The organism is Lacrimispora sp., assembly GCF_046972725.1.
Taxonomy (GTDB): Bacteria; Bacillota; Clostridia; order Lachnospirales; family Lachnospiraceae; genus Lacrimispora.
This window is the reverse complement of the sequence record NZ_JBKVXF010000001.1, coordinates 1,454,264-1,475,338: the sequence shown is the minus strand read 5'-3', so window position 1 is coordinate 1,475,338 and position 21,075 is coordinate 1,454,264. Positions and strand designations below refer to the sequence as shown.

At 42.6% G+C, this 21,075-nt stretch carries 15 protein-coding genes; 13 read left to right on the top strand and 2 right to left on the bottom strand.

Annotated features, from left to right (window positions below; all coding sequences use genetic code 11):
• Position 1: 1 nt before the first annotated feature.
• Entirely contained in the window at positions 2-979 is a 978-nt protein-coding gene (locus tag ACLTWA_RS06965; protein ID WP_412326880.1) for an acyltransferase family protein, read from the bottom strand.
• Between the two features lie 14 nt (positions 980-993).
• Positions 994-1,941 (bottom strand): helix-turn-helix domain-containing protein, encoded by a 948-nt coding sequence (locus ACLTWA_RS06960; protein ID WP_412326879.1) that lies wholly within the window; start codon positions 1,939-1,941, stop codon positions 994-996.
• Between the two features lie 289 nt (positions 1,942-2,230).
• On the opposite strand from ACLTWA_RS06960, the gene ACLTWA_RS06955 reads away from it, so the two are divergent.
• The 13 genes from ACLTWA_RS06955 (at position 2,231) to ACLTWA_RS06895 (ending at position 20,980) form a co-directional block, all read left to right on the top strand.
• Positions 2,231-3,187 carry an ABC transporter permease gene (locus tag ACLTWA_RS06955; RefSeq protein ID WP_412326878.1) on the top strand — a complete coding sequence of 319 codons (957 nt, stop codon included), beginning with the start codon at positions 2,231-2,233 and terminating at the stop codon, positions 3,185-3,187.
• 13 nt (positions 3,188-3,200) lie between these two features.
• Positions 3,201-4,115 carry a carbohydrate ABC transporter permease gene (locus tag ACLTWA_RS06950; protein WP_412326877.1) on the top strand — a complete coding sequence of 305 codons (915 nt, stop codon included), beginning with the start codon at positions 3,201-3,203 and terminating at the stop codon, positions 4,113-4,115.
• A gap of 38 nt (positions 4,116-4,153) precedes the next feature.
• Entirely contained in the window at positions 4,154-5,827 is a 1,674-nt protein-coding gene (locus tag ACLTWA_RS06945) for an extracellular solute-binding protein (RefSeq protein WP_412326876.1), read from the top strand.
• A gap of 90 nt (positions 5,828-5,917) precedes the next feature.
• Entirely contained in the window at positions 5,918-7,639 is a 1,722-nt protein-coding gene (locus tag ACLTWA_RS06940; RefSeq protein ID WP_412326875.1) for a GDSL-type esterase/lipase family protein, read from the top strand.
• Between the two features lie 21 nt (positions 7,640-7,660).
• Positions 7,661-9,820 carry a 1,3-beta-galactosyl-N-acetylhexosamine phosphorylase gene (gene gnpA / locus ACLTWA_RS06935; RefSeq protein WP_412326874.1) on the top strand — a complete coding sequence of 720 codons (2,160 nt, stop codon included), beginning with the start codon at positions 7,661-7,663 and terminating at the stop codon, positions 9,818-9,820.
• A 621-nt stretch (positions 9,821-10,441) separates the two neighbouring features.
• Positions 10,442-12,028, top strand: a complete 1,587-nt coding sequence (locus ACLTWA_RS06930; RefSeq protein WP_412326873.1) for a hypothetical protein — start codon at positions 10,442-10,444, stop codon at positions 12,026-12,028.
• A gap of 31 nt (positions 12,029-12,059) precedes the next feature.
• Positions 12,060-12,272, top strand: a complete 213-nt coding sequence (locus tag ACLTWA_RS06925; RefSeq protein WP_412326872.1) for a hypothetical protein — start codon at positions 12,060-12,062, stop codon at positions 12,270-12,272.
• A 12-nt stretch (positions 12,273-12,284) separates the two neighbouring features.
• Complete coding sequence (locus ACLTWA_RS06920) at positions 12,285-12,803, top strand: hypothetical protein (protein WP_412326871.1); 519 nt, start codon at positions 12,285-12,287, stop codon at positions 12,801-12,803.
• 28 nt (positions 12,804-12,831) lie between these two features.
• On the top strand, positions 12,832-13,425 hold the full coding sequence (locus tag ACLTWA_RS06915) for a hypothetical protein (protein ID WP_412326870.1): 594 nt from the start codon (positions 12,832-12,834) through the stop codon (positions 13,423-13,425).
• On the top strand, positions 13,406-14,806 hold the full coding sequence (locus ACLTWA_RS06910) for a contractile injection system protein, VgrG/Pvc8 family (RefSeq protein WP_412326869.1): 1,401 nt from the start codon (positions 13,406-13,408) through the stop codon (positions 14,804-14,806). The genes ACLTWA_RS06915 and ACLTWA_RS06910 overlap by 20 nt, the downstream gene beginning before the upstream one ends.
• 15 nt (positions 14,807-14,821) lie before the next feature.
• The gene (locus ACLTWA_RS06905) at positions 14,822-15,391 is read left to right on the top strand and encodes a hypothetical protein (protein ID WP_412326868.1); all 570 of its coding nucleotides are present in this window, start codon (positions 14,822-14,824) and stop codon (positions 15,389-15,391) included.
• A complete protein-coding gene (locus ACLTWA_RS06900; RefSeq protein ID WP_412326867.1) occupies positions 15,370-15,927 on the top strand; it encodes a hypothetical protein in 558 nt (185 codons plus the stop codon). The genes ACLTWA_RS06905 and ACLTWA_RS06900 overlap by 22 nt, the downstream gene beginning before the upstream one ends.
• Positions 15,928-15,946: 19 nt before the next feature.
• A complete protein-coding gene (locus tag ACLTWA_RS06895; RefSeq protein ID WP_412326866.1) occupies positions 15,947-20,980 on the top strand; it encodes a DUF6531 domain-containing protein in 5,034 nt (1,677 codons plus the stop codon).
• The last annotated feature ends 95 nt before the right edge of the window (positions 20,981-21,075 follow it).

Sequence of the window (21,075 nt, the reverse complement as noted above, 5' to 3'; positions counted from 1 at the left end):
GCTATCGTTTCAGCCATTTGGCGGAAAAGAGAAAGTGAAACAGCCGTTCTGTTGTGGAATTCCCAAGAAGAAGGCATAAAAACAAAGACGGGAGCAGGCCGTAAACAACAATTTCATATCCGCCCCCATAAAACAGGCCGTTTGCCTTAGCCGCTTTAATAAAAAAGCCGTGTAAAAGGTAAACGGCTATTGTGTGGGTTCCGAAAGCCGTAAGAAAAGGAATCTTTTGGCTGGGAAGAAAAAGCAGAATGCCAAAAGTCCATACGCCGGCATTCAGCAGGAACAGGACACGAATCCAGACGGAGTAATGTCCTCTGGCATAGGAAAGCGAATGATACAGCCACTCCGGTTGAATTTCTGACCGGTACCTCCATAAGAGCCATGTACTTCCCGCCATCATTAAAAAGAGCAGGAAACTTATATGGGGAACCTTTTTAGAGAAAACCGGAAGCTGCTCTTTCCATACATTATTAGAGAGATACCCTGTCAGGAAAAAGGGAAATAAAACAATGGTTCTGGATAGGCTGAACGGATAGCCGATCCACGGAAAGCTGCCGGATAAAAGGGCTGAAAGGACGGCTCCTGCAAGCAGGCAAAACGGAATATGCAAATAACGGTTAATAAGAGGAAGGAGCAGATACCACAATGCCATGGAAACCAGATACCACATCAGCCAGTAAGGTCTGGTAAGAGGCTTAAAAGCCGTAACTCCAAGACCGTATTTTGCAAACAGCAGGTAAACAAGCTGAAAGCAGACATAAGGGTAAAAAATTTGTTTCACCAGCCGCCCAAAGTTCCATTTTGCAAAATACCCGGAGAAAAAGGCAAATGCAGGCATGTGAAAGGAATAAATCACTATATAAAGAAAGGATTCTAAATCCCCATGAAAAAGCTCCAGGATATGTCCGAATACCACGAGAAAAATTAAAATGGCTTTTCCGTTATCTATTTTATAGTTCCTTGCTGCCTGCTGCTCCATAGGTTATCTGCCTCTTATTTTTTCTTTAGTATTTCTGCATACATCCATCCGTTGTATTTAAACACGGATTGATCCTTCAGTATGGACATCTGCCTGCGCCAGTCCCTTGGGGATTTTCCCATGACAGCAAGAAAATGCCGGTTAAAGCTTGAGATGGAATGAAACCCCACCCGTTCCGAGATGCTTAATACCGAGCCTTCGGTCATGCGCAGTAAGTCTGCGGCTTTTCGAATGCGGGTAGCGTTTAAATATTCCAGCGGCCTGGTACCCATGACAGAGGAAAACAGCCTGCGAAAATGGGTAGGGCTTAATCCGCATAAGGCGGCCAGATGTTCCATAGGAAAGTCATCCATATAATGATACCGGATAAAATCCAGTGCCGGTGCAATGACCAGAGCGTTTTCCGGCTGCTGGTCTTTTTTCTTATCAGCAAGTGCAGCGGCCCGCATCAGATTGGAAGCCAGGGCAAGAAAAAGTCCCCGGACTCCCAGTTCATATCCAGGCTCTTTTCTTTTTATTTCTTCGATGATCTCGGACACCAGGGAATAGACGACCGGATACTCTTCTTTCCCCAGGATCAGACTGAGATGGTGCTCTGAGATAGAGAGAAAATCTACGTTATGTAAGTCGGCCCCGGAAAAAAAGGGGTGGAGCAGTTCCCCCATATCCACAAATATGTAGGACCATTTGCTGTTGGTACCCGGTGAGCTGCAGGTGGTGTGGGGAATGTCACAGGAAATGACGGTCACATCTCCCGCCTGAAAAGGACAGGACGTGTCTTCAAACTTCATGATCCCGCTGTCCGTCTCACAAATCCCGATTTCCAGACAGTTGTGGATGTGCAGACGTTCGGAAGGTACGTCGGATATCCGCCAGTGGTCACCTGTCAGAAGAAGAACAGGGAAGTGGGCCGGTAAGTCATAGTCCCGAAATTCAATGATCGTCTTTTTCTTTTTAGGCATATCTGCCTTATCCTCCTGAAATATACTTCAATTTATTATACATGATATCTAATCTCTATTTCAACCAAAATCACACGTTCAAAATAGGAAAGAAAAATGAAAATGGTTTAATAAAGTATGTGTTTTTCCAAAAAAATCTAAAACCGGAAAAAATCATGGGGCAAAGATTCAACGACAGTAATAATAAAAGGTTGAAATTGCATAGCTTTAATGGGGAATTGATTGGAAATGGGATTCTGTATTTTTTATAATATTGCTATAAATAAAATGCAAGGAAGGGGGATTGTTTATGAAAAATTCCGAAAAAAGGGCAAACCCGGGCATGGAATATGAGAGAAAAAGGCATGATGCTGTATGGTACTTGAGGCGTGACTGGCAGTTATACGTACTTATGATTCTTCCCATGCTGTTTATTCTGGTTTTTAAATTTCTGCCTTACAGTGGATTGTCTATTGCATTTAAGGATTATAAAGTTGCAAAGGGGTATGGGGGAAGCGAATGGGTGGGGTTTTCCATCTTTGAAAAGGTATTTCAGAAGAGGGATTTCGGCCAGGCTCTTGGCAATACGCTGCTTCTTAACGTTCTGGACCTGGTTTTTGGCTTCCCGATGCCGGTCATTCTTGCCCTCATACTCAATGAAATCAAAAACCGGTATTTCAAGAGCGTGATGCAGACGCTTTTGTATCTGCCTCATTTTTTATCCTGGGTCATCATTGGGGGAATCGGCTATTCCATGTTTTCCATCAGCAGCGGAGTGGTCAATGTCCTGATTCAGAATGCAGGCCACAGCCCCATTCCGTTTCTGCAGGATAACACCTGGTGGCTGGTCAGTTATGTACTGATTGGAGTCTGGCAGTCCATGGGGTGGGGAACTATCATCTATCTGGCGGCCATAACAGGTGTGAATTCTGAACTGTATGAAGCCGCAAGAGTTGACGGGGCCGGAAGATTAAAGCAGTGTCTTCATGTGACACTTCCCTGTATACGCAGCACCATCGTGACGCTTCTGATCATGAATCTTGGAAAGCTTATGGGAGGTTCCTTTGAAAGGATCTATGCTCTGGCCAATGCCAAAGCAACAGAATATACCACCACCATTCCGGTGCTTGTATACCGTTGGGGAATTGAAAGCGGGAAATTCAGTGAGGCCACGGCACTGGGACTGTTCCAGTCAATTATTGGCCTGGCACTGGTGCTGGCAGCCGATTATATTGCCAAACGTCTTGGTGAAGATGGATTGATTTAAGGAGGGAATGACTATGAGCCGCAATCAACAGAACAAACACAGGGTATGGACCAGGGCAAGGGTAAAAGATACAGCCATAGATGTATTTTTTCACCTTTTGCTTCTGCTCATTTCTCTTACCTGCCTGCTTCCCTTTATCCACATTTTTGCCAAGTCCATCAGCCGGGAAGCCTATGTCATTGCAAATAAGATTTTTTTGATTCCCAGAGAAATTAATTTTAATGCTTACAGCAAGGTGTTTCAGGATGCATCCATCGTCCGGTCTTTGTATGTATCCATCATTGTAACCGTTTCGTTTACGGTTATCGGAACATTTTTGACCATCAGTTCCGCATATGCCCTCAGCAGAGTCCAGCTAAAGGGAAGAAAGGTCATGACTTTCTTAATCATGTTCACCATGTATTTTACCGCAGGAACGATTCCCGATTACCTGCTGATGAATGATTTGCACATGCTGGATACCTGGTGGTGCATGATTCTGCCCCTTTCCTTTGCTGCTTATAACTTTCTGATCATGAAGAACAATTTCAAGGCCACGATTCCAGACAGCCTGATTGAATCCGCACTGATCGACGGAGCCAGCCATTTTAAGATATTAAGCAATATTGTGGTTCCGCTTACCAAACCGATCATTGCGACCATCGCCCTGTTTTACGCCGTAGGCCGGTGGAATGCCTATTCGGATGCGCTGTTTTATATCAAACAGCGGGCAGACCTACGTCCTCTGCAGCTGAAGCTTTATTATCTGGTGGTAGCTGCCAGTGAAACCTTTAAAGCAGAAGGCGGCGCAGCAACCGGACAGATTACCAACCCTGAGGTACTGAAGGCGTCCTGTATTATTTTTGCAACCTTGCCCATCATCTGTATCTATCCTTTTGTACAGAAGTATTTTGTACAGGGGACCATGATAGGTGCAGTGAAAGGTTAGAGATATTGGAATCAATATGAAGAAGGAGGAGGACATTCATGAGAAAAATGAAAGCATTAAAAAGAGCGGCTGCTTTTTTCATGGCATCCGCAATGGCCGCAGGGCTTATGGCAGGATGCAGCGGTAAGAAGGAAGAGGTTTCTGCTTCCAACGATCCGAAAACAGAGGAATCAAAGAAGACAGAAGATACGAAAGCAGGAGAAGGCGGAAAAAGCTATGGGGATTATTCCAAAGGGTTTCCGGAGAATGTGACGATTAAAATACCGGTGTATGACAGAGGATTTGAAGGCTGGGACCCGGTAAACAACTACTATACCCAATGGATACAGAAGGAATTCGGAGATAAATATAATGTAACCGTCCAATATGTGGCAATCAACCGCCAGAATGAGATTGCAGATTATATGCAGATGATTGCAGCAGGCAATGCTCCGGATATTATTTTCCATTATGATATGCCCCAGGCAGTCAATTACTATGCAGAAGGAGCCATGCAGGAGCTGGATCTTGATGAAATAAAGTATTATGCCCCTGATTACTTTAAGAAGACGGAAAAGATCATTAACACCTACGGAAGACTGGATGATAAGAACACTTTCTTCTTTGCGGAGCGGACTCCCATTTATTATAACTGGGTGACACTGATCCGCCAGGACTGGCTGGATAAGGTAGGGAAGGAAAAGCCGGTCACCAGAGAGGAACTGGATGACGCGGCAAAAGCATGGAAGGAGGCTGGTCTTGGGAAACTGGGCGCACAGATCGTCAATAAGAGCTACACCTACCAGTATCCGTTTATCGGGTCAGATCCGGATCAGAAGGAATTAAATCTATATCTGGACTTAAATGTAGCCCCTCTTACCTGGAAGGCCACAAAGGATTACTTAAAGACAATGAACCGGGAATTCAATGACGGCATTCTGGACCCGGAGTTTTACTTAAATGCCGACGATGCGGCCTGGAAGGCAGATTTTGTCTCCGGAAATGTCGGAACCTATTCTTTTTATATTACGTCTAATACAGATGCCATAAGCAGCTTAAAAGCAAATGACCCGGAAGCCGAAGTTTCTGTTCTCAGTCCGACGGCCCTGTCACCAGAGGGCAGCAATGCTTACTATTACAAGTACCCGCCTTTTGGCATGGTCATGGGAATCAACTCCAAGACAAGTGATGAGCAGAGAGCTGCAATCTGGATGTTCTTAAACTGGATGACCCAGCCGGATAATTTATTCTATCTGCAAAATGGAGAAGAGGGAAAAAATTATACCCTGGATGCGGATGGAATTGCAGTACCGGTCAAGGATTTTGCCGGTGAAACCAAGTTATCCAATAATAACAACAAGGATTACTGGTGTCTGGTTTCAGAGGTTGCTGATTATGGAGATGAAGAAAAGAACTTAAAAGCAAATACAAGAATCCTTGCCCCGGCAGGCTATGAGGATCTGATTAAGCAGTCCTATGATTATACCAAAGAATTGGAAAAATATGGTCTGGTCAGTCCCATCTTCACAAAGAGCGTAGAATCCACTGGTGAATACGCCTCCGATTTAACAGCAATGTGGCAGGAATTTTATGTGGATATGGTTACCTGTAAGCCGGAAGAGCTTGATGCAAAGTATGAGGAGTACTGTAAGGAGTATCTGGATAACGGATATCAGGAAATTCTTGACGAAAAGCAGAAGTTGATCGATTCAGGCGATTTTGTCGCAGAATAAGAGGTTAAGGGCTGCTGCAAATACGCATCAGCCCTGTTTTAAACATACAGCAGGCTTGTCTGCCTTAAGAAGTAGAAAAGGGAGTATTTCATGACAGAATATATATTTTACCAATCAGCTGCGAAAGGGGCAGAGGCGGTTTTAGTTCCCCCCGACAGGTACTATGATGCCGGTTCCGGCTTTGGCTTTTTTACAGAAAGCTCCAGAAGATCGGCAAAACATGGGGAATTGCCGGAACTGAATACAGGCTTTGTTCCTTCCGCCTGGTTTCAGAAAAAGACAGTGATAAGCCAGGATTCCCATGGCTGTTATGTGGATTCCAAAACCATACTGGCGGATAGGGGGATTTGGGGGAGGAGAAGGCTTCCTCTGTCCTTTCAAGCGGATTTAGACCTGCAGGGAAGCTATCTTTTGACTGTCACCCTTTATGCAGGAGAAGATGAAAAGGAAATCCTTTTGTTTGCAGGAAGGCGGCAGTTGATATGGAAAGGATGCTTAAAAAAGGGAGAAGAGTGGACCGGTTCTTTTCCTGTCACCATCTGCGACATCATTCCAAGGGGAGAAACTGCACGCCTGAAAAATCAGGCAGTAGCAGTAACCGTTATCAGCCGGTCGGCAAGGCTTTCTAAGCTGCGTCTGGAAGCGTGGAACGGAAAAACCCTGTTTATTGCCGGAGATTCAACCGTTACGGATCAAAGTGCAGAATATCCGTATGCTCCCGAAACCAGCTACAGCGGCTGGGGGCAGATGCTTCCTGCATGTTTAAACGGTGCTCTGGCAGTTTCCAACCATGCCCATTCCGGTCTTACCACAGAGAGCTTCCGGAAAGAGGGGCATTATGATATCCTGATGGACTATATTTGTCCTGGCGATATCTGTCTGTTTCAGTTCGGGCATAATGACCAGAAACTTGACCATTTAAAAGCGGAAGGTGGATACCGGGGAAACCTTTTAACCTATATTCGGGAAATAAGAGATAAGAAAGGGGTTCCTGTGCTGGTGACTCCTCTTGCCAGAAATACCTGGAAGGGCAGCGACGGAACCTATAACGATCTGCTGAAAGCGTATGCCGCTGAGGTCATAAAGATTGGAAAGGAACTGTCCGTTCCGGTTCTGGATCTTCACAGAAAAAGCATGGAATTTATTATAGCCCATGGCCTGGAAGCGTCCAAATTGTGGTTTTATCCTTCCGACTATACCCACACCAATGATTATGGTGCATGGCTGATGGCAGGATTTATCACGGAAGAATTAAAAACGGCCGGAATTATAAGTTCCGGGGGAAATGAGATTCCCTTCTGGGAGCCGGTTAAGGAAGTGACAGAAAGAATCCCGGATTGTTCTGTTTCCATGGATCTTCCCAAAGAAGCAGAAATCTTTCTGCCGGAACGGCCGGAAGATAATCTTACCCGTGTAGAAGCCCTGGATTTTGTGATACGGGCCGTTCATTTTTTCCCTACCAATGTGTACAATGATTTATTTTCCGATGTAATTGGACATGAGTGGTTTGCAGGAACTGTAGAATGTGCCGTTCAAAATGGACTGATTCCGCAGGAGATGGCAGCAGACGGACATTTTAATCCAAACCGGGATATTACCCTGGAAGAATTTTTATGGATAGCCGTGGCCGGATATAAGAGCAGAAAGCAGCTGCCTGAGAAAATAAGCACAGCACCGGAAGGAACCCTTCCATGGACCAGGGAATCTGCAGGCATTGCCTGTGCCCTTGGTGCAGTTGATCCAAAGGATAACTGGAAGAGAAGCATTACAAGAAGAGAAGCCGCCGCCATACTGGGCAGAATCGGCATTTGACAACTGAAAGGGAGAACATATATGACAAAGACAAAAAAAGGAAGCTTTACGCTTCCGGGAGAATCCGGCTATGAGGAACTGACTCTTAAGCTGGCAGACCGCTGGGGAGCCGATGTGATCCGGGACAGTGACGGCACTGTGCTATCTGAGGAGATTACAGGGGCAGGATACGGGATCTATTCCACCATTTGCCTGATCCGGGACCATAATGAATGGGCAAAAGCCCACCCGGAGCAGCTTCAGCAGACCTTTCTGATGACAGAACCAAGAACAGGAGAAAAGGAAACTCTTGTGATCCCCTTGATGGAAGATTTTTATGAGGAGCAGTTTTCCGTTAATGACAGCCCGGAATCCATGAAATACTGGCAGGTTTATGACCGCACAGAAGAGAAGGAATTATCCTCCCGTTTATGGACCTATGATGGGGAAACAAAAAATGTGACCATTCAGGAAATCATGCCTTTTCATCAGTATACGGTCAGCTTTCTGGCATACCGGATATGGGAGGAAATCTCCATGTACAACCATGTGACCAATCACTGGGAAAAGGAGCATCTCATGCCTGTGGACCCGCGTCATAAGGAAACCGCAGATTATCTGTACGGCTGGCTGAAAACCTGGTGTGAGGAACATCCGGTAACCACAGTCGTCCGGTTCACCTCTATGTTTTACAATTTTGCCTGGATGTGGGGAAGCAGTGAAAACAAGCGGAATCTGTTCAGTGACTGGGGGTCTTATGATTTTTCTGTCAGTCCCAGGGCGCTTGATGATTTTGAACAGGAATATGGTTATGCCCTGACTGCCGAGGATTTTATCAATCAGGGTAAATTCCATGTGACCCATATGCCGCCTGGAAAACATCAGCTGGATTATATGGCGTTTGTGAACCGCTTTGTGGTGGATTATGGGAAAAAGCTTGTGGAGCTGGTTCACAGCTATGGGAAAAAAGCCTATGTATTTTATGACGACAGCTGGATCGGAGTGGAGCCTTATAACTGCCATTTTAAAGATTTTGGATTTGACGGACTGATCAAATGCGTATTTTCCGGTTATGAGGCAAGGCTTTGTGCAGGCGTTGAGGTGGATACCCATGAATTACGGCTTCATCCATACTTATTTCCGGTAGGTCTTGGGGGAGCTCCTACCTTCTGTGAAGGCGGTAATCCCGTAAAAGATGCTAGGGAATACTGGAGCCGTGTAAGGCGTGCCCTTCTAAGGGAAAAGATAGACCGGATCGGTCTTGGGGGATACCTGCATCTGGTGGAAGGCTATCCGGATTTTTGCAGCTACATAGAAAAGATCGCAGATGAATTCCGTCAGATCAAAACCTTTCATGAGACAGGAGAGGTATACCGTCTTCCCATTAAAGCAGCCGTTCTCCACTCCTGGGGGAAACTCCGGTCCTGGACCTTATCCGGGCATTTTCATGAAACCTTTATGCATGATCTGATCCATGTAAATGAGGCATTGTCAGGACTTCCTGTTTCTGTGGATTTTATTAACTTTGAAGACGTAAAAGACGGTGCCTTAAAAGATGTGGATGTTCTTATCAACGCAGGTGCAGCCGGAACCGCATGGAGCGGCGGGGATGGCTGGAACGATACCTGTATTGTGGAAGAAATATCCCGTTTTGTGTATGAAGGCGGAGTTTTTCTGGGGATCAGAGAACCGTCGGCAAAAGAAGGATTTCACACCTTTTTCCGGATGTCTCATGTTCTGGGAGTGGATAAAGATACGGGAGCCAGAGTATGCCACGGGCGCTGGAAGCTTTTGGAGGAAAATATCAAGGGCCTGATTCCAAAAGGGGCAGGAGTCAAAGGAGAAAAAAACATTTATTCCACAGGGAAGGAAACTCATGTACTGGCCAGTGAGGAAGGAACCCCAACCATTGCCTTTAAGGAATTTGGAAGCGGCTGCGGAATTTATTTAAGCAGCTTCCAGCTGACCAATGAAAATACCAGAATGCTGCTGAACTTAATGCTGTATGGCAGACATATGGATCTGGAACAGAAGTATCTTACCGATAACCCTCATATGGAATGCGCATGGTATCCAAAGAGCTGTCAGCTGGTGGTGATTAACAACAGTGATAAAGTTCAAAGTGCCGCTGTAAAAACTGATTACGGGGTTTCTAAAGTCACGTTGGAGGCTTATGGTACTGCAATTATAGAGCTGCAATAAGAAGTCAAAAGCTTCTATGCTATATTGAGGACAATGCCGTAACTCAGATACTATGAAGCAGTAAATTTACTCCATACGGAAAAAATACACGGCAAATAAATAATAAAGTAACCGGAATATAGTTTTTTAAATGTCCATATTATCCAATTTAACGGATGATATGGACATTTTTAGATAAAGTAGTATATCTTTTTGATTTTTATTTTTCTGGCATTGATACATTTCTTTTCTAAAAATTCCTTCCAAACCTCTTAAGTTATATTGGTAATTAATTTCTTTATTATAATCACGTGGCTACCTGCGTTGGTTTTCATAAAATAAAGGTTTTTGTTTCAATTAATTTGAAAAAATCAAAATAAGAGATAAGCGTATATTTGCCTGTGGCAACAAAAATTACATTAGGATTTACCCACAAAAAACAAATAGTAGAAAAAGCTAAAAGAATTTTTAGACCACTTTTATCCAACCTTTCTCGAAAAATACAAACAAGATGTTATTTTATACATGTAATAGGTTATTTGTTACATTAAATGTAATTTTAACAATTTTTAGCGTAAAATGAAATTAAAAAAATATTGGAGGTTATAAAGGAAATCCAACCAAACGGGGAGGCTTTATTTTATGAATGCATTTACATCAGGAAATCTAATAATCAGCAGTGAATGGAACATTAGTGAAGTTCGGGAATTTGATATGAAGGTTGAGAAAAACTGCCATACAGTTGTCAGGATAGCAGGATTTATACCTGCTGAAGCAGGAGCGTCTCCTGTTTTTCAGAAACTGGCGGGAAGCAGTGTAACAGTTTCTGCAGCAGAAGAGAATGGAAACAAAGCAGTTTTGCCAATCTTCTGCGGTTTCATAAAAGATGTTGAAATCTGTCAGGAAGGAAATGGGTATAAAGCAGCGATTGAGGCAGTATCGCCTACGGAATTAATGGATTTAGAAAAGAAAAGCAGATCATTTCAAAACGTTGATATGACCTATCAGGAACTTGTGGGATGTGTGTTATCGGACACAGAAAATGCTGATGTAATCTTTCATATGGAAGACCGTAAGATTGGAAAACCAATCTACCAATATAGAGAAACAAACTGGGAATTTTTAAAGCGCATTGCATCGCAGTTAGAAACTTCATTGCTTCCAGGGGGAGGGTCTTTAAAACCGGAACTGTATTTTGGCCTCCCTCTTGGTGATTTTGCGGGGGTAAAAGGAATCCAACCAGAGAAAACATGGTTTGATAAAACTTACTATACCTATGACCAGAATCAATACCATTTTCAAAAGGGGCAATTCATCTGCTATGAGATTAGCAGCTATGAAAGCTGGAAGATTGGTGACCAAATATCCATGTGGGATGGGAAAACAATGGTCATCTTATCAAAAAGGTGCAGGTTGGAAAATGGCCTTCTGGTTTACCATTATACAGTGGGTTCTCCCAAGGTATTTGGGAAAGTACCATACGACAATCCTAAAATGGCAGGGGCTTCTCTGGCCGGAACAGTGCTGGAAACAAAACAGGAATCTGTACGGGTTCAGTTGGACATTGATGGGGAGCAATCTTCCGAGGAAGGGTATTGGTATCCCTGGATGCCTGAAACAGGTAATCTGATGTATTGTATGCCGGAAAAGGGAGAACGTATCACAATCACCTTTGATGATGGAGAAGGCAGTGCCAGGGCCAGCAGCAGTATCAGAAAAAATGGAACCGGCAATGCAGAGATGGGCGATCCTTCCAAGCGGTATTTTACAACGGCAATGGATAAACGTATGTATTTATTGCCGGACAGCTTGGGATTTGTGGATTTAAAGCAAAAAGTTCCGTTAAAAGCAGAAATACATGACAGAAGGGGGGCAGACATAGAGAGCAGCCGGGATGTGACAATCTTAGCCAAGAAAGGAGTCTGGCTGAAAGGCAGCAGGATATCTTTTCAAGCTCCCCAGGAGATTTCAATTGTAAGAAGGAATGTCCTGTCTCCTACGGTCATCAATATGTGCAATGGATTTGATTCCGTTGGAAAATTTGGAAAGGTAAAAATGGAAAAAAGCAAAGATACCGGATTTCCTGTGTTTGAACCTTCGGAATTAGAAAATTATGATATCAAGGGAGCAGAAAATGCTGTGATGGCTTCCACTCCCTGTTACGCTGGCTCTACCGAACTGGAACGGCAGATTATAGGAACAAAGGTGAATATGGTAAAGGCCAGATAGGGAAAGTCCTTAAAATTGGAGGTGATGAATCATGAGTAAAGTCATAAAAATCGGAGGAGTGGGGAAAAATCCTGCAATTGAAAAAATGAATCGTCTCAATGCAATCAGCAGCCAGTTGGATGCCGCAGCTGTGCTTGAACAGAAGATATTCTATTCTAAGCAGGATCAGGCACAGCAGCGCTTAGAGAATCGAAAGAAGATTATTAATGACTTTTCCATCAATTTTCAGGAAAAAGATGGGTAAGGGGTATGAACAATGAACATATTGTATGATTCGGATACGGAAGGCTGTATCCAGGAAGCAGTTGTCCTGGAACGGATTGTGTTGGCCGATGGAATCTTATCGGCAGAGATTCCGGCGGATCTAAAGGAGATGCCGGAAAGCATGAAAGAAATGTTTTACCCATATGAAGACCGGCCGGAGATGATTCTGGCAGATGCTGATGGAAAAAATCAGATGACGTTTCAGCGGATGGATAAAAAGCTTGGTATGGAAGAAACGAGAAATGCAGCAGAGGCGGTCAGGGAATACATCGGCAGAATAAATCCAAGAAGTGAGCTGTCTCTCGTTCATTTGTATGTGGATGGGCAATATCCCGCGGGCTGGTTTACTATGGAATTGGAGGAATCTGAAGAAAAACAGCAGCATGTAAAGGCGGTCTTATCCGTTTACAACAAGATGTGGCTTGTTACAGCTACCTATCCAGTGCAGGACCGTATGAAATGGGAAGTACTGTTGAAACATTTTTTTCACACATTACGTGAAGTTATTTAATATTTTATGCTAGATTCGGGGGAAACGAATGAAAGAGGTTAAAGATGATGATGTTGATAAAATATTCCTTCAATTTCAGAAGGAGCTGCAGAAAATAAAACAGGAAACAAAAGAACCATATAAAGAACTGGCTGGTTGGTCAGAGTTTCATGGCCCTGGCTTTGTTCTTAAAATACCCGATGGTTTTGAAGAAACCGGAAGGGAAAAGGCGGCATTCGTTTTCTTTTCCAAAAACCGGCCGGAAATGGTTCTCCTCAATCCGAAAGAACATGCAGGACTTACGTTCCAGGCGGCAAGACTGAAACATAAAATATCTGTTTTAAAGTTGGAGGATGAGGAGAAACAAATTCGGCAAATACTAAAACAGGCAGACGGAAAAATTGTTTTCTACGACCAGGGAAGTTTATCCGGAGATACTCCTGCCCTGTGGTTTGATTACAAAAGCTTTGCCGCTGACGAACGGGTGTATAACTTGATGTGCCTGTTTCTTTCCAATGAAAAATTAATGATAGGAACTTTTTACTGCATGTTTCAGGATTACGACAGATGGAAGCCTGCAATCCTGAAAATGCTGGAAACGATACAGACAGAGGAGACCGAAGGTGAAAGAATACAATCTTAGAACAGAACCGCTGCAGTTTTTAGAAATCAGAGAGCTTAGAGTTACCAGACAAATCAATGAGCATGGTACGGCAGTCATAAGCGGATATATTACAGATGAGGATGAAGAGGTATATGTAAGGCAGCTTGCCGGAGATGTGTGGGAGAAAATAGAGGAAATAGGAAAGGATGGGAAAACACAGACACTTTTCTGGGGGATTGTTACCGGATTTTCGATTGAAGGAAGAAGGGACCAGAAAAAAATGACGCTGGAGATCACTACGGGTACATACTTTATGGATTTAAAGCAGCATTTCAGGACCTTTCAGGATCATTCCGCCACATATGAAACCATATTTGAACAAATCACAGGGATGTATGAGAACTCTGGTGTAATTAAAAATCGGTCGCTTGCGTCTCCCATAGAAAAACTGGTGTTGCAGCACAGAGAAACGGATTGGGAATTTTTAAAGCGTCTGGCTGCCAGGTTTCATAGTTTTCTTGTACCAAGCACCATGATAAGCGGTGTGAAATATTTTTATGATTTACCAAAAGGGGATCACTATGAGATTTCAAATTCCATGAAATATACAGTAAAAAAAGATATGGGCGACTACCGGAGGAAACGAAATCAGGGGCTTTCAGAGATGCGGGAAGAAGACTGTCTGGAATATAGCTTGCAGAGCCGGGAGGATTATCAGGTTGGGGACGAGCTGACCGTAAATGGACTGCAGCTCATTGTCTGGAAAACAGACAGCAGGTATGAGAGAGGGGAGATGCTTCATACATGCCACTTAAAATCCAGACCCGGCATGGACGCTCTGGAAATATTTAAAGAAGACAGGTCCGGTTGTCTCTTCCCGGCAGAAGTTCTGCAGGTGAAAGAGGATAAAGTAATGGTAAAGGTCTTAACGGATGAAAATCAGGAACAGAATATTAATCTGTGGTATCCATATTCTACGGTTTATTCTACTCCTGACGGAACTGGCTGGTACTGTATGCCGGAAGTCGGTGATGCAGTCCGGCTGCATATACCGGAACATAGAGAAGAAGAGGCTTATGTGGTCAGCTCTGTTCATCTGAATACGGAAAGCCCGGACCGGAAAAATCCGGAGCACAAGATTATCAAGAATAAATACCAGAAAGAAGTCCGTTTTACATCAGATTCCATTGTAATTACCAACAACCAGGGAACAAAAATTGAATTAAATGACACAAAAGGGGTGCAGATTGTAAGCCAGAATGACATTGTAATCAAGGCGAAAGATGATTTGACGATCTCCAGTGAGACTGGTTCTCTCATAGCAGCAGGAACGTCCTCCGTAAATCTGAAACAGAAGACAACAAGCATTGACATTGATGAGGGGATTTCATTTACTGGAGGAGAACTAAAGGTACAATAAGCAGGAGGAAAGGTAATGGACCGGATAAAAGTATTGGAGAGGGCCGCCAAAGATGTGGAAGAAAAGTTATTTGCTTCTCAGTGTCGTAGGCTAGAGAGAGAATACCTGAAAAAGGAACGCAGGGGCGAGGCTGTAAATGCATTTGTTCGGTTGTTTAATCAGGCCGCAGATGAACAGAAAAAGTGGTCATGGCTGGGAATCACTTATCTCCATACCAGTCTCCAGACGAAAAGCTATGAATTTTTATTGTCTCTGTATGATGAAAAGTTCCTTTTTGATACGTCTCCATCAGAACTCTACTGGCGGCCTTCCTGCTTTTTTGAATGCTTTGAGGAAGATATAGAGTCTTTGATGGCAGGCCTGCAAAAACAGTATACCAGGATCTGGAGGTATGAGGAAGAGGCAGTACGCGGAGTTTGTGTGGAATATTACTATGCAGCGGTCAAGCAGCTATGCTTTGACCTGGCAGGGGAGATTATGAAAACAGAAGCTTTTCAAAAGGCAGTAAAGGAAGAAAATTTTACTGCCTTTTTTGGAAGATATCAGGGAGAGGGGGAGGTTCTTTGGCGTATGAAGGGAAAATGAAATATTTTATATTGACTAACGGAGATAAAAATCCTTTTCCGCAGATTATAAACTGGAGCCAGGCTATTGATGTAAGGAAGCTGACAAGGGAGGAGTACCAGAAAATGCCGCCTTTTATTCAGCTTAACGCAAAGCTTGGCATGGATGGGGTATTTCCTGATGTTATTGCTAAGCCCTTTCTCTTGTTTTCCAGGCCAGCGATGGAGGTGACGGCTTTATATGATCCAGATATTCCATTCTTATTTTTTGTACTTTTCGATACAGAGAAAGGAGAGTGTTCATCCTTTTTTGGGCCAGTACTAGAAGAAGAGGACTGTCTGGTAAGAGCACCTGGTCTCAGACAGTCTGAACTCATATTTGACAGGCAAAAAATGAGCGGGATTCCTTTCTTTCGCGTAAGGAATGGGCTGGAAAGTTATGCTATTGTTCGAATGGATCTGGCAGAAAGTCTTCTGGAGAGAAAAATTGTTGGTCTGGAACTGAAAGAAGTTTGTATGGCAGATAGAACGGTATGGAATATTGGAGAAAATTCATAAAGGACAAGGAGGATCTGTGATGAGCGATGCAGGGAAACTAAGTTATGGACCAGGATTAGGAACGGCTTTTAATCAGGCGCAAAAAACAGCGGACAGCACAGAGTATTTAGTGGAAGGAGCAAAGCTGTTTTGCGTGAATGGCAGCTGTATTACCCAGTTAAAGTTACCGGAAAATCATAATTATACCAGTGGCGGGAAACAAAAGGCAAATTGCAAGGATTGTAAGGCATGTGAGAATATTTCCTACTTTGGAAAGTGCCGTAAAAATGAGGACACTCATCAGTGCGAAGGATTTATGAATTTAGTGGAAAAGTGGGAGAGTACTGCAGTATCTGCTACAAAATCAGAAACGGTGGGTGGAGAAGATGCAATTAGTATGAGTTCCATTCTGGTGTGCAAAAAGGGTGGAATTATCATGCCGGTTACTTCCGGGCAAGGATATGATGGAAAGATTAACTGGGTGGCTTTTTTAAAGCGTTATCAGAATGTGGCTCGATGGGTGGCAGGAAAGAACATGCTCTGTCAGGTCTATGGCAAGGACCCTATCAATATGAATACCGGAAATTATATCTATGAAAAAGAAGACCTTGCTATAAAAGGAAATCTGCCTTTAAGCTTTCAGTTGTTCTATAATGCTATGGAATGTGGCGACCAGGAGGTTCTTGGAGAGGGCTGGAACCATAATTATGGAATCCGCCTAATAAAAATAGCGGAGGAGGAGCTATTAGGAATTGTTTTAGAGGATGGTAGGGAAATTTCTTACAGCAGAAAGTTGGAGGGAAACTATGCTCCAGTCATGGGAGACGGAGGAACTATTAGTAAATCGGAACGTGGTTACCAGTTTGCGCAGGAAGACGGCATGGTTTATGAATTTGACAATGATGGAAAGTTGCGTGGTCAGAAGAACAGAAATGGAAATTATCGAAAGTTTACTTACAACAGTAATGGACTTTTGGAGTGTGTAGAGAATAAGACGGGTGGCAGGCTGAATTATACCTATAACAAGGAAAAGAGGCTGATTTTTGTGGAGGACCATACAGGAAGAAAAATCAGCTTAAAATACCAGTATGGAAAGCTTCGGTGGTTAACTACTTCCATGGGAAATACCTATACCTATGAATATAATGAGAACGGAAAGCTGGATGGAATCATCACCCCCCGGGATATACTGGGAGTAAAGAATGAATATGATGGAGCGAACCGGGTAAGAAAGCAGATCATGCCTGATAGGGGAGTGACGGAGTTCCGCTATGATGATGAAAATAACCGCACTTACATGCTGGAGCAGAATGGAAATCTGGTCATTTATGAATGCGATAAGCGGATGCGTAATGTTCGAACCATTTATGAGAACGGGGAGGAGACGTTTGAATATAATGACAGGAACCAGAAAATTCGTTATACGGATAAAAACGGGAATACGACCCGGTATGCATATGATAACCAGGGAAATTTGGCTAAAGTTATTGACCCATTGGGACAAAAGTTTTACATGACATATGATAAGAGAAGCCTTTTGCTCAGTATAAAATATCCCAATGGAACGTCCATAAAGAACAGCTATAATGAGTATGGAAAATTGATTGAGACAGTGGATCGTCGGGGATATTCTACTAAAATAAAGTATGTGAATGGTCATAATATTGACAAAGTCCTGCAGGCTGATGGTACGGAGTGGAGATTTCAGTATGACGGGCAAGGAAATATCACCCAGGTGACAGATCCTATTGGAAATTGCAGAAGGTTTTTTTATAATGAATTAGGTCAACAGGAAAAATATTTAGATGGAAATGGCAATCAGACTTTGTATTCATACAATAAGAATGGTAAACTGGAAGAAATCACGAATGCAGCTGGAGACAAACGGAGTTATCAATATAATGATAGCGGAAGAATCAGTGAAATAAAGGATTTTGACAGCAGTATTCACCAAATGGAGTATGATGCGTGCAATCGCTGCTGTAAATATACGGATCCAGAGGGAAATGTTACCTCATATGAATACGATGGTATGGGGAAAATGGTTAAAAAGATCCTTCCTAACGGGGGAGCGTATCTGTATTCTTATTCTGGCTTGGGAAATATTGAGACTGCTGCTGACCCTCTTGGAAATACGACAAAGTTCTTGCATGACCCCAATGGGAACTGTATAAAAATCACAGAGTCAAATGGTGCGGAAACCTTGTATACTTATGATGCCTTAAATCGCCCTGTCCGTAAGACCGAGGCAGATGGTCTCATAACAACTTATGAATACAATAGTAATAACCATATAGTCAAAGTAATGGATAACTACGGAAATCAGTCTACGATTGAATACGATGATGCAGAGAATCCTGTTGGCGTGACGGATGTATATGGGAATCACACCTTGTATTCATATGATTGTTTTGGTCAGGTTGTGAGCAGAACAGATGGGGCAGGAAGAAAGACGGATTATAGCTATTATCCGGCGAAACTCTTAAAGAAAGTCCGGTACTGTGACGGGGCAGACAAAGAATTTTGGTATGATGGAAACGGGAATGTTATAAAGACAAAGAATCAAGATGGCTTTGTTGTATATTTTGCATATGATTGCCTGAATCGCTGTATTGAGGCAAGAGATTGCAGAGGATATAAGAAAAGTTATACTTATGACAAAACGGAAAATATTACTTCATTAACAGATGCTAATGGTAATATGACGCAGTATGAATATTCCCTGGGGGGAGCACTGAAAAAAATAACGGACCCATTAGGATCCATTACCTGTTATGAATATGACAGTATGAGTGACCTGATATCTGCAGTGAAATCAAAAGGAAAGCAGTCTGAAGCAACAGTTTATCAAAGAAATCTTATGGGGGAAATTGAGTCAGTAACCAATGCGCTGGGGAATACAGAATATTATGAATATGATACGAAAGCAAGGATAACAAAAAAGACGGATCGGGATGGCGGAGAGACATATTTCAGCTATTCTTTGACTGGACTCCTGGAAAAGATAAATTACCCGGATGGGCGAGAGGCTTTAATGGAATATGACGGTCTGAGAAGATTAAGAGTGATAAAAGACTGGCAGGGCTGTACCAAAATAGATTGGGGCTTATATAAACATTTGAAATCCATTACAGACCATAAAGAGCGTAAGGTTTCTTATGAATTTGAACCAATGGGAAATCTGACTGCAATTACATATCCCAATGGGAGGAAAGTAAAATATTCCTATGATGCGTGTCTGCGTCTGCTGAATCTTACCGATGGGGACCATGCTGTCAATTATCGGTATAATAAAAACGGATTACTGGAAGAGAAGCTTTTTTCAAATGAATTAAAGACAATCTTTTCTTATAATCAGGCAGGAAAGCTAACTGGATTAGTAAATCAAAGCAATGGTAAAATTTTAGATCAATACACCTATTCCTATGATCCGGTAGGAAATAAGACTGATATTGTAAAAATAAGATCAGGTGTTAAATCTGACAATGGTCATTTCCAATATGAATACAATTCACATAATCAAATGATCAGAGTGCTGAGAGATGGAGAGGCGTTGCGTGAATATGATTATGACGTATTCGGTAACCGAATTTTCAAAAGAGAAGGTGAAAATGAAACATTCTATACCTACAACTCAGGAAACCAACTGGTAAAGGAAATTGGAAGTGAGACAAAAGAGTATGAATATGATTTAAGGGGAAATCTGTCGGAGGTTTTAGTGAATGGCAGATTAAGCAGGAAATATGAATTTGATGCAGAGAACCACATGAGCGGTGTTTATGATGAAGACGGACTGCTTAGTATATATCAATATAATGCTTTAGGTCATAGAATCGGGAAAAGGGTTAGAAATAAAGATTTTCCTGGTGGTGAGAGTGAGCAGGAATATGTGCTCGATTTTACTAAAAGAGGAAAAAATCTTTTGGAGAAGATTGAAAACGGAGAAACAGAAGATTTTGTGTGGGATAAAAATGTTATAGGATCCATTGGGAAGTATACAAAAAAACAATTTCTGAATGACGAAATGGGAACTACTATCCGAGCCTGTTATAGCAATGGACGGCATGCTGGGGTATGGGAATACGATGAGTTTGGTGAAGTAGCAGATCAATGCGAGAGCACGGATCAGACATTTGGATTTACCGGATATCAATGGGATGAGTCCAGCAGGACCTATTATGCTCAGGCAAGAGAATATTCTTCCACTACAGGGACATTTATCAGTGAGGATGCTGTAAATGATATTATCGGACTCCCGCAGACTATGAATCATTATGCGTACTGCCATGGAAATCCCAATAAATGGATTGATGTAAACGGACAATTTGCCCAGCAAGAAGCGAATCAATTAATTGCTGACTATTTAGTGGAAGAATATGGAAGGGCATTTGAAGCTTGGAAGGATGATATTTCTGATAGAATTGATCAGGTTGGAAAAGCTGTGCATCATGGAGTAAATGTCACTGGGGATGCAGTAAAAGATGGGGTGGAAGCGGTAAAAGATGGAGTCAGTAATCTGGCCGTGTCAGCTAACGAATTATGGAATAATAAAATTTATGGAGTGGATACGGTGTTGTATAAGGATGATGAAACAAATCTTACTGTTAAATCGCATACGGGAGGAAATCTTATAGTAATTTCAAAAAATAAAAAGAATGTATTCCAGGGTTGGTCGTTAAATTTATCGATGGATGTACCGTATATCGATACTACGATAGGTTTTAACCTGTCAGGGAAAAATACAGATATTAATTCGTGGAAGACAAAGAACTATATAAAGGTAAAGGATGTAGACAAAAAACTTAATTATTCATCGGGGGTGGGGTATAACAAAGAGGGTGTTTATATTAATGAAAGCTGGGGAGGAGGTACAGATACACTGCCTCTTGCGCTTCCTAATGGGGTATCTATTGATTCACATACAAATGTTACATGGTCTATTTCTAAAGATGAAACAATAGTACCATGGGATACAGTAATGGAGTGTGTTAAGGTGGTAGCATTAGTTTCCATTGCGGTGTTCTTCATTCCTGAAACGGGAGGAGCATCCTTGGGCGTGCTATGTGGGGTATAGCATTAAATATTGAAGAATTAGGGTGTGTTGAGTAAATTGTAAAAGCCTAATGCTTGGATAGGCTACAATAAATTGGACAGATATTTTAAGGTCAT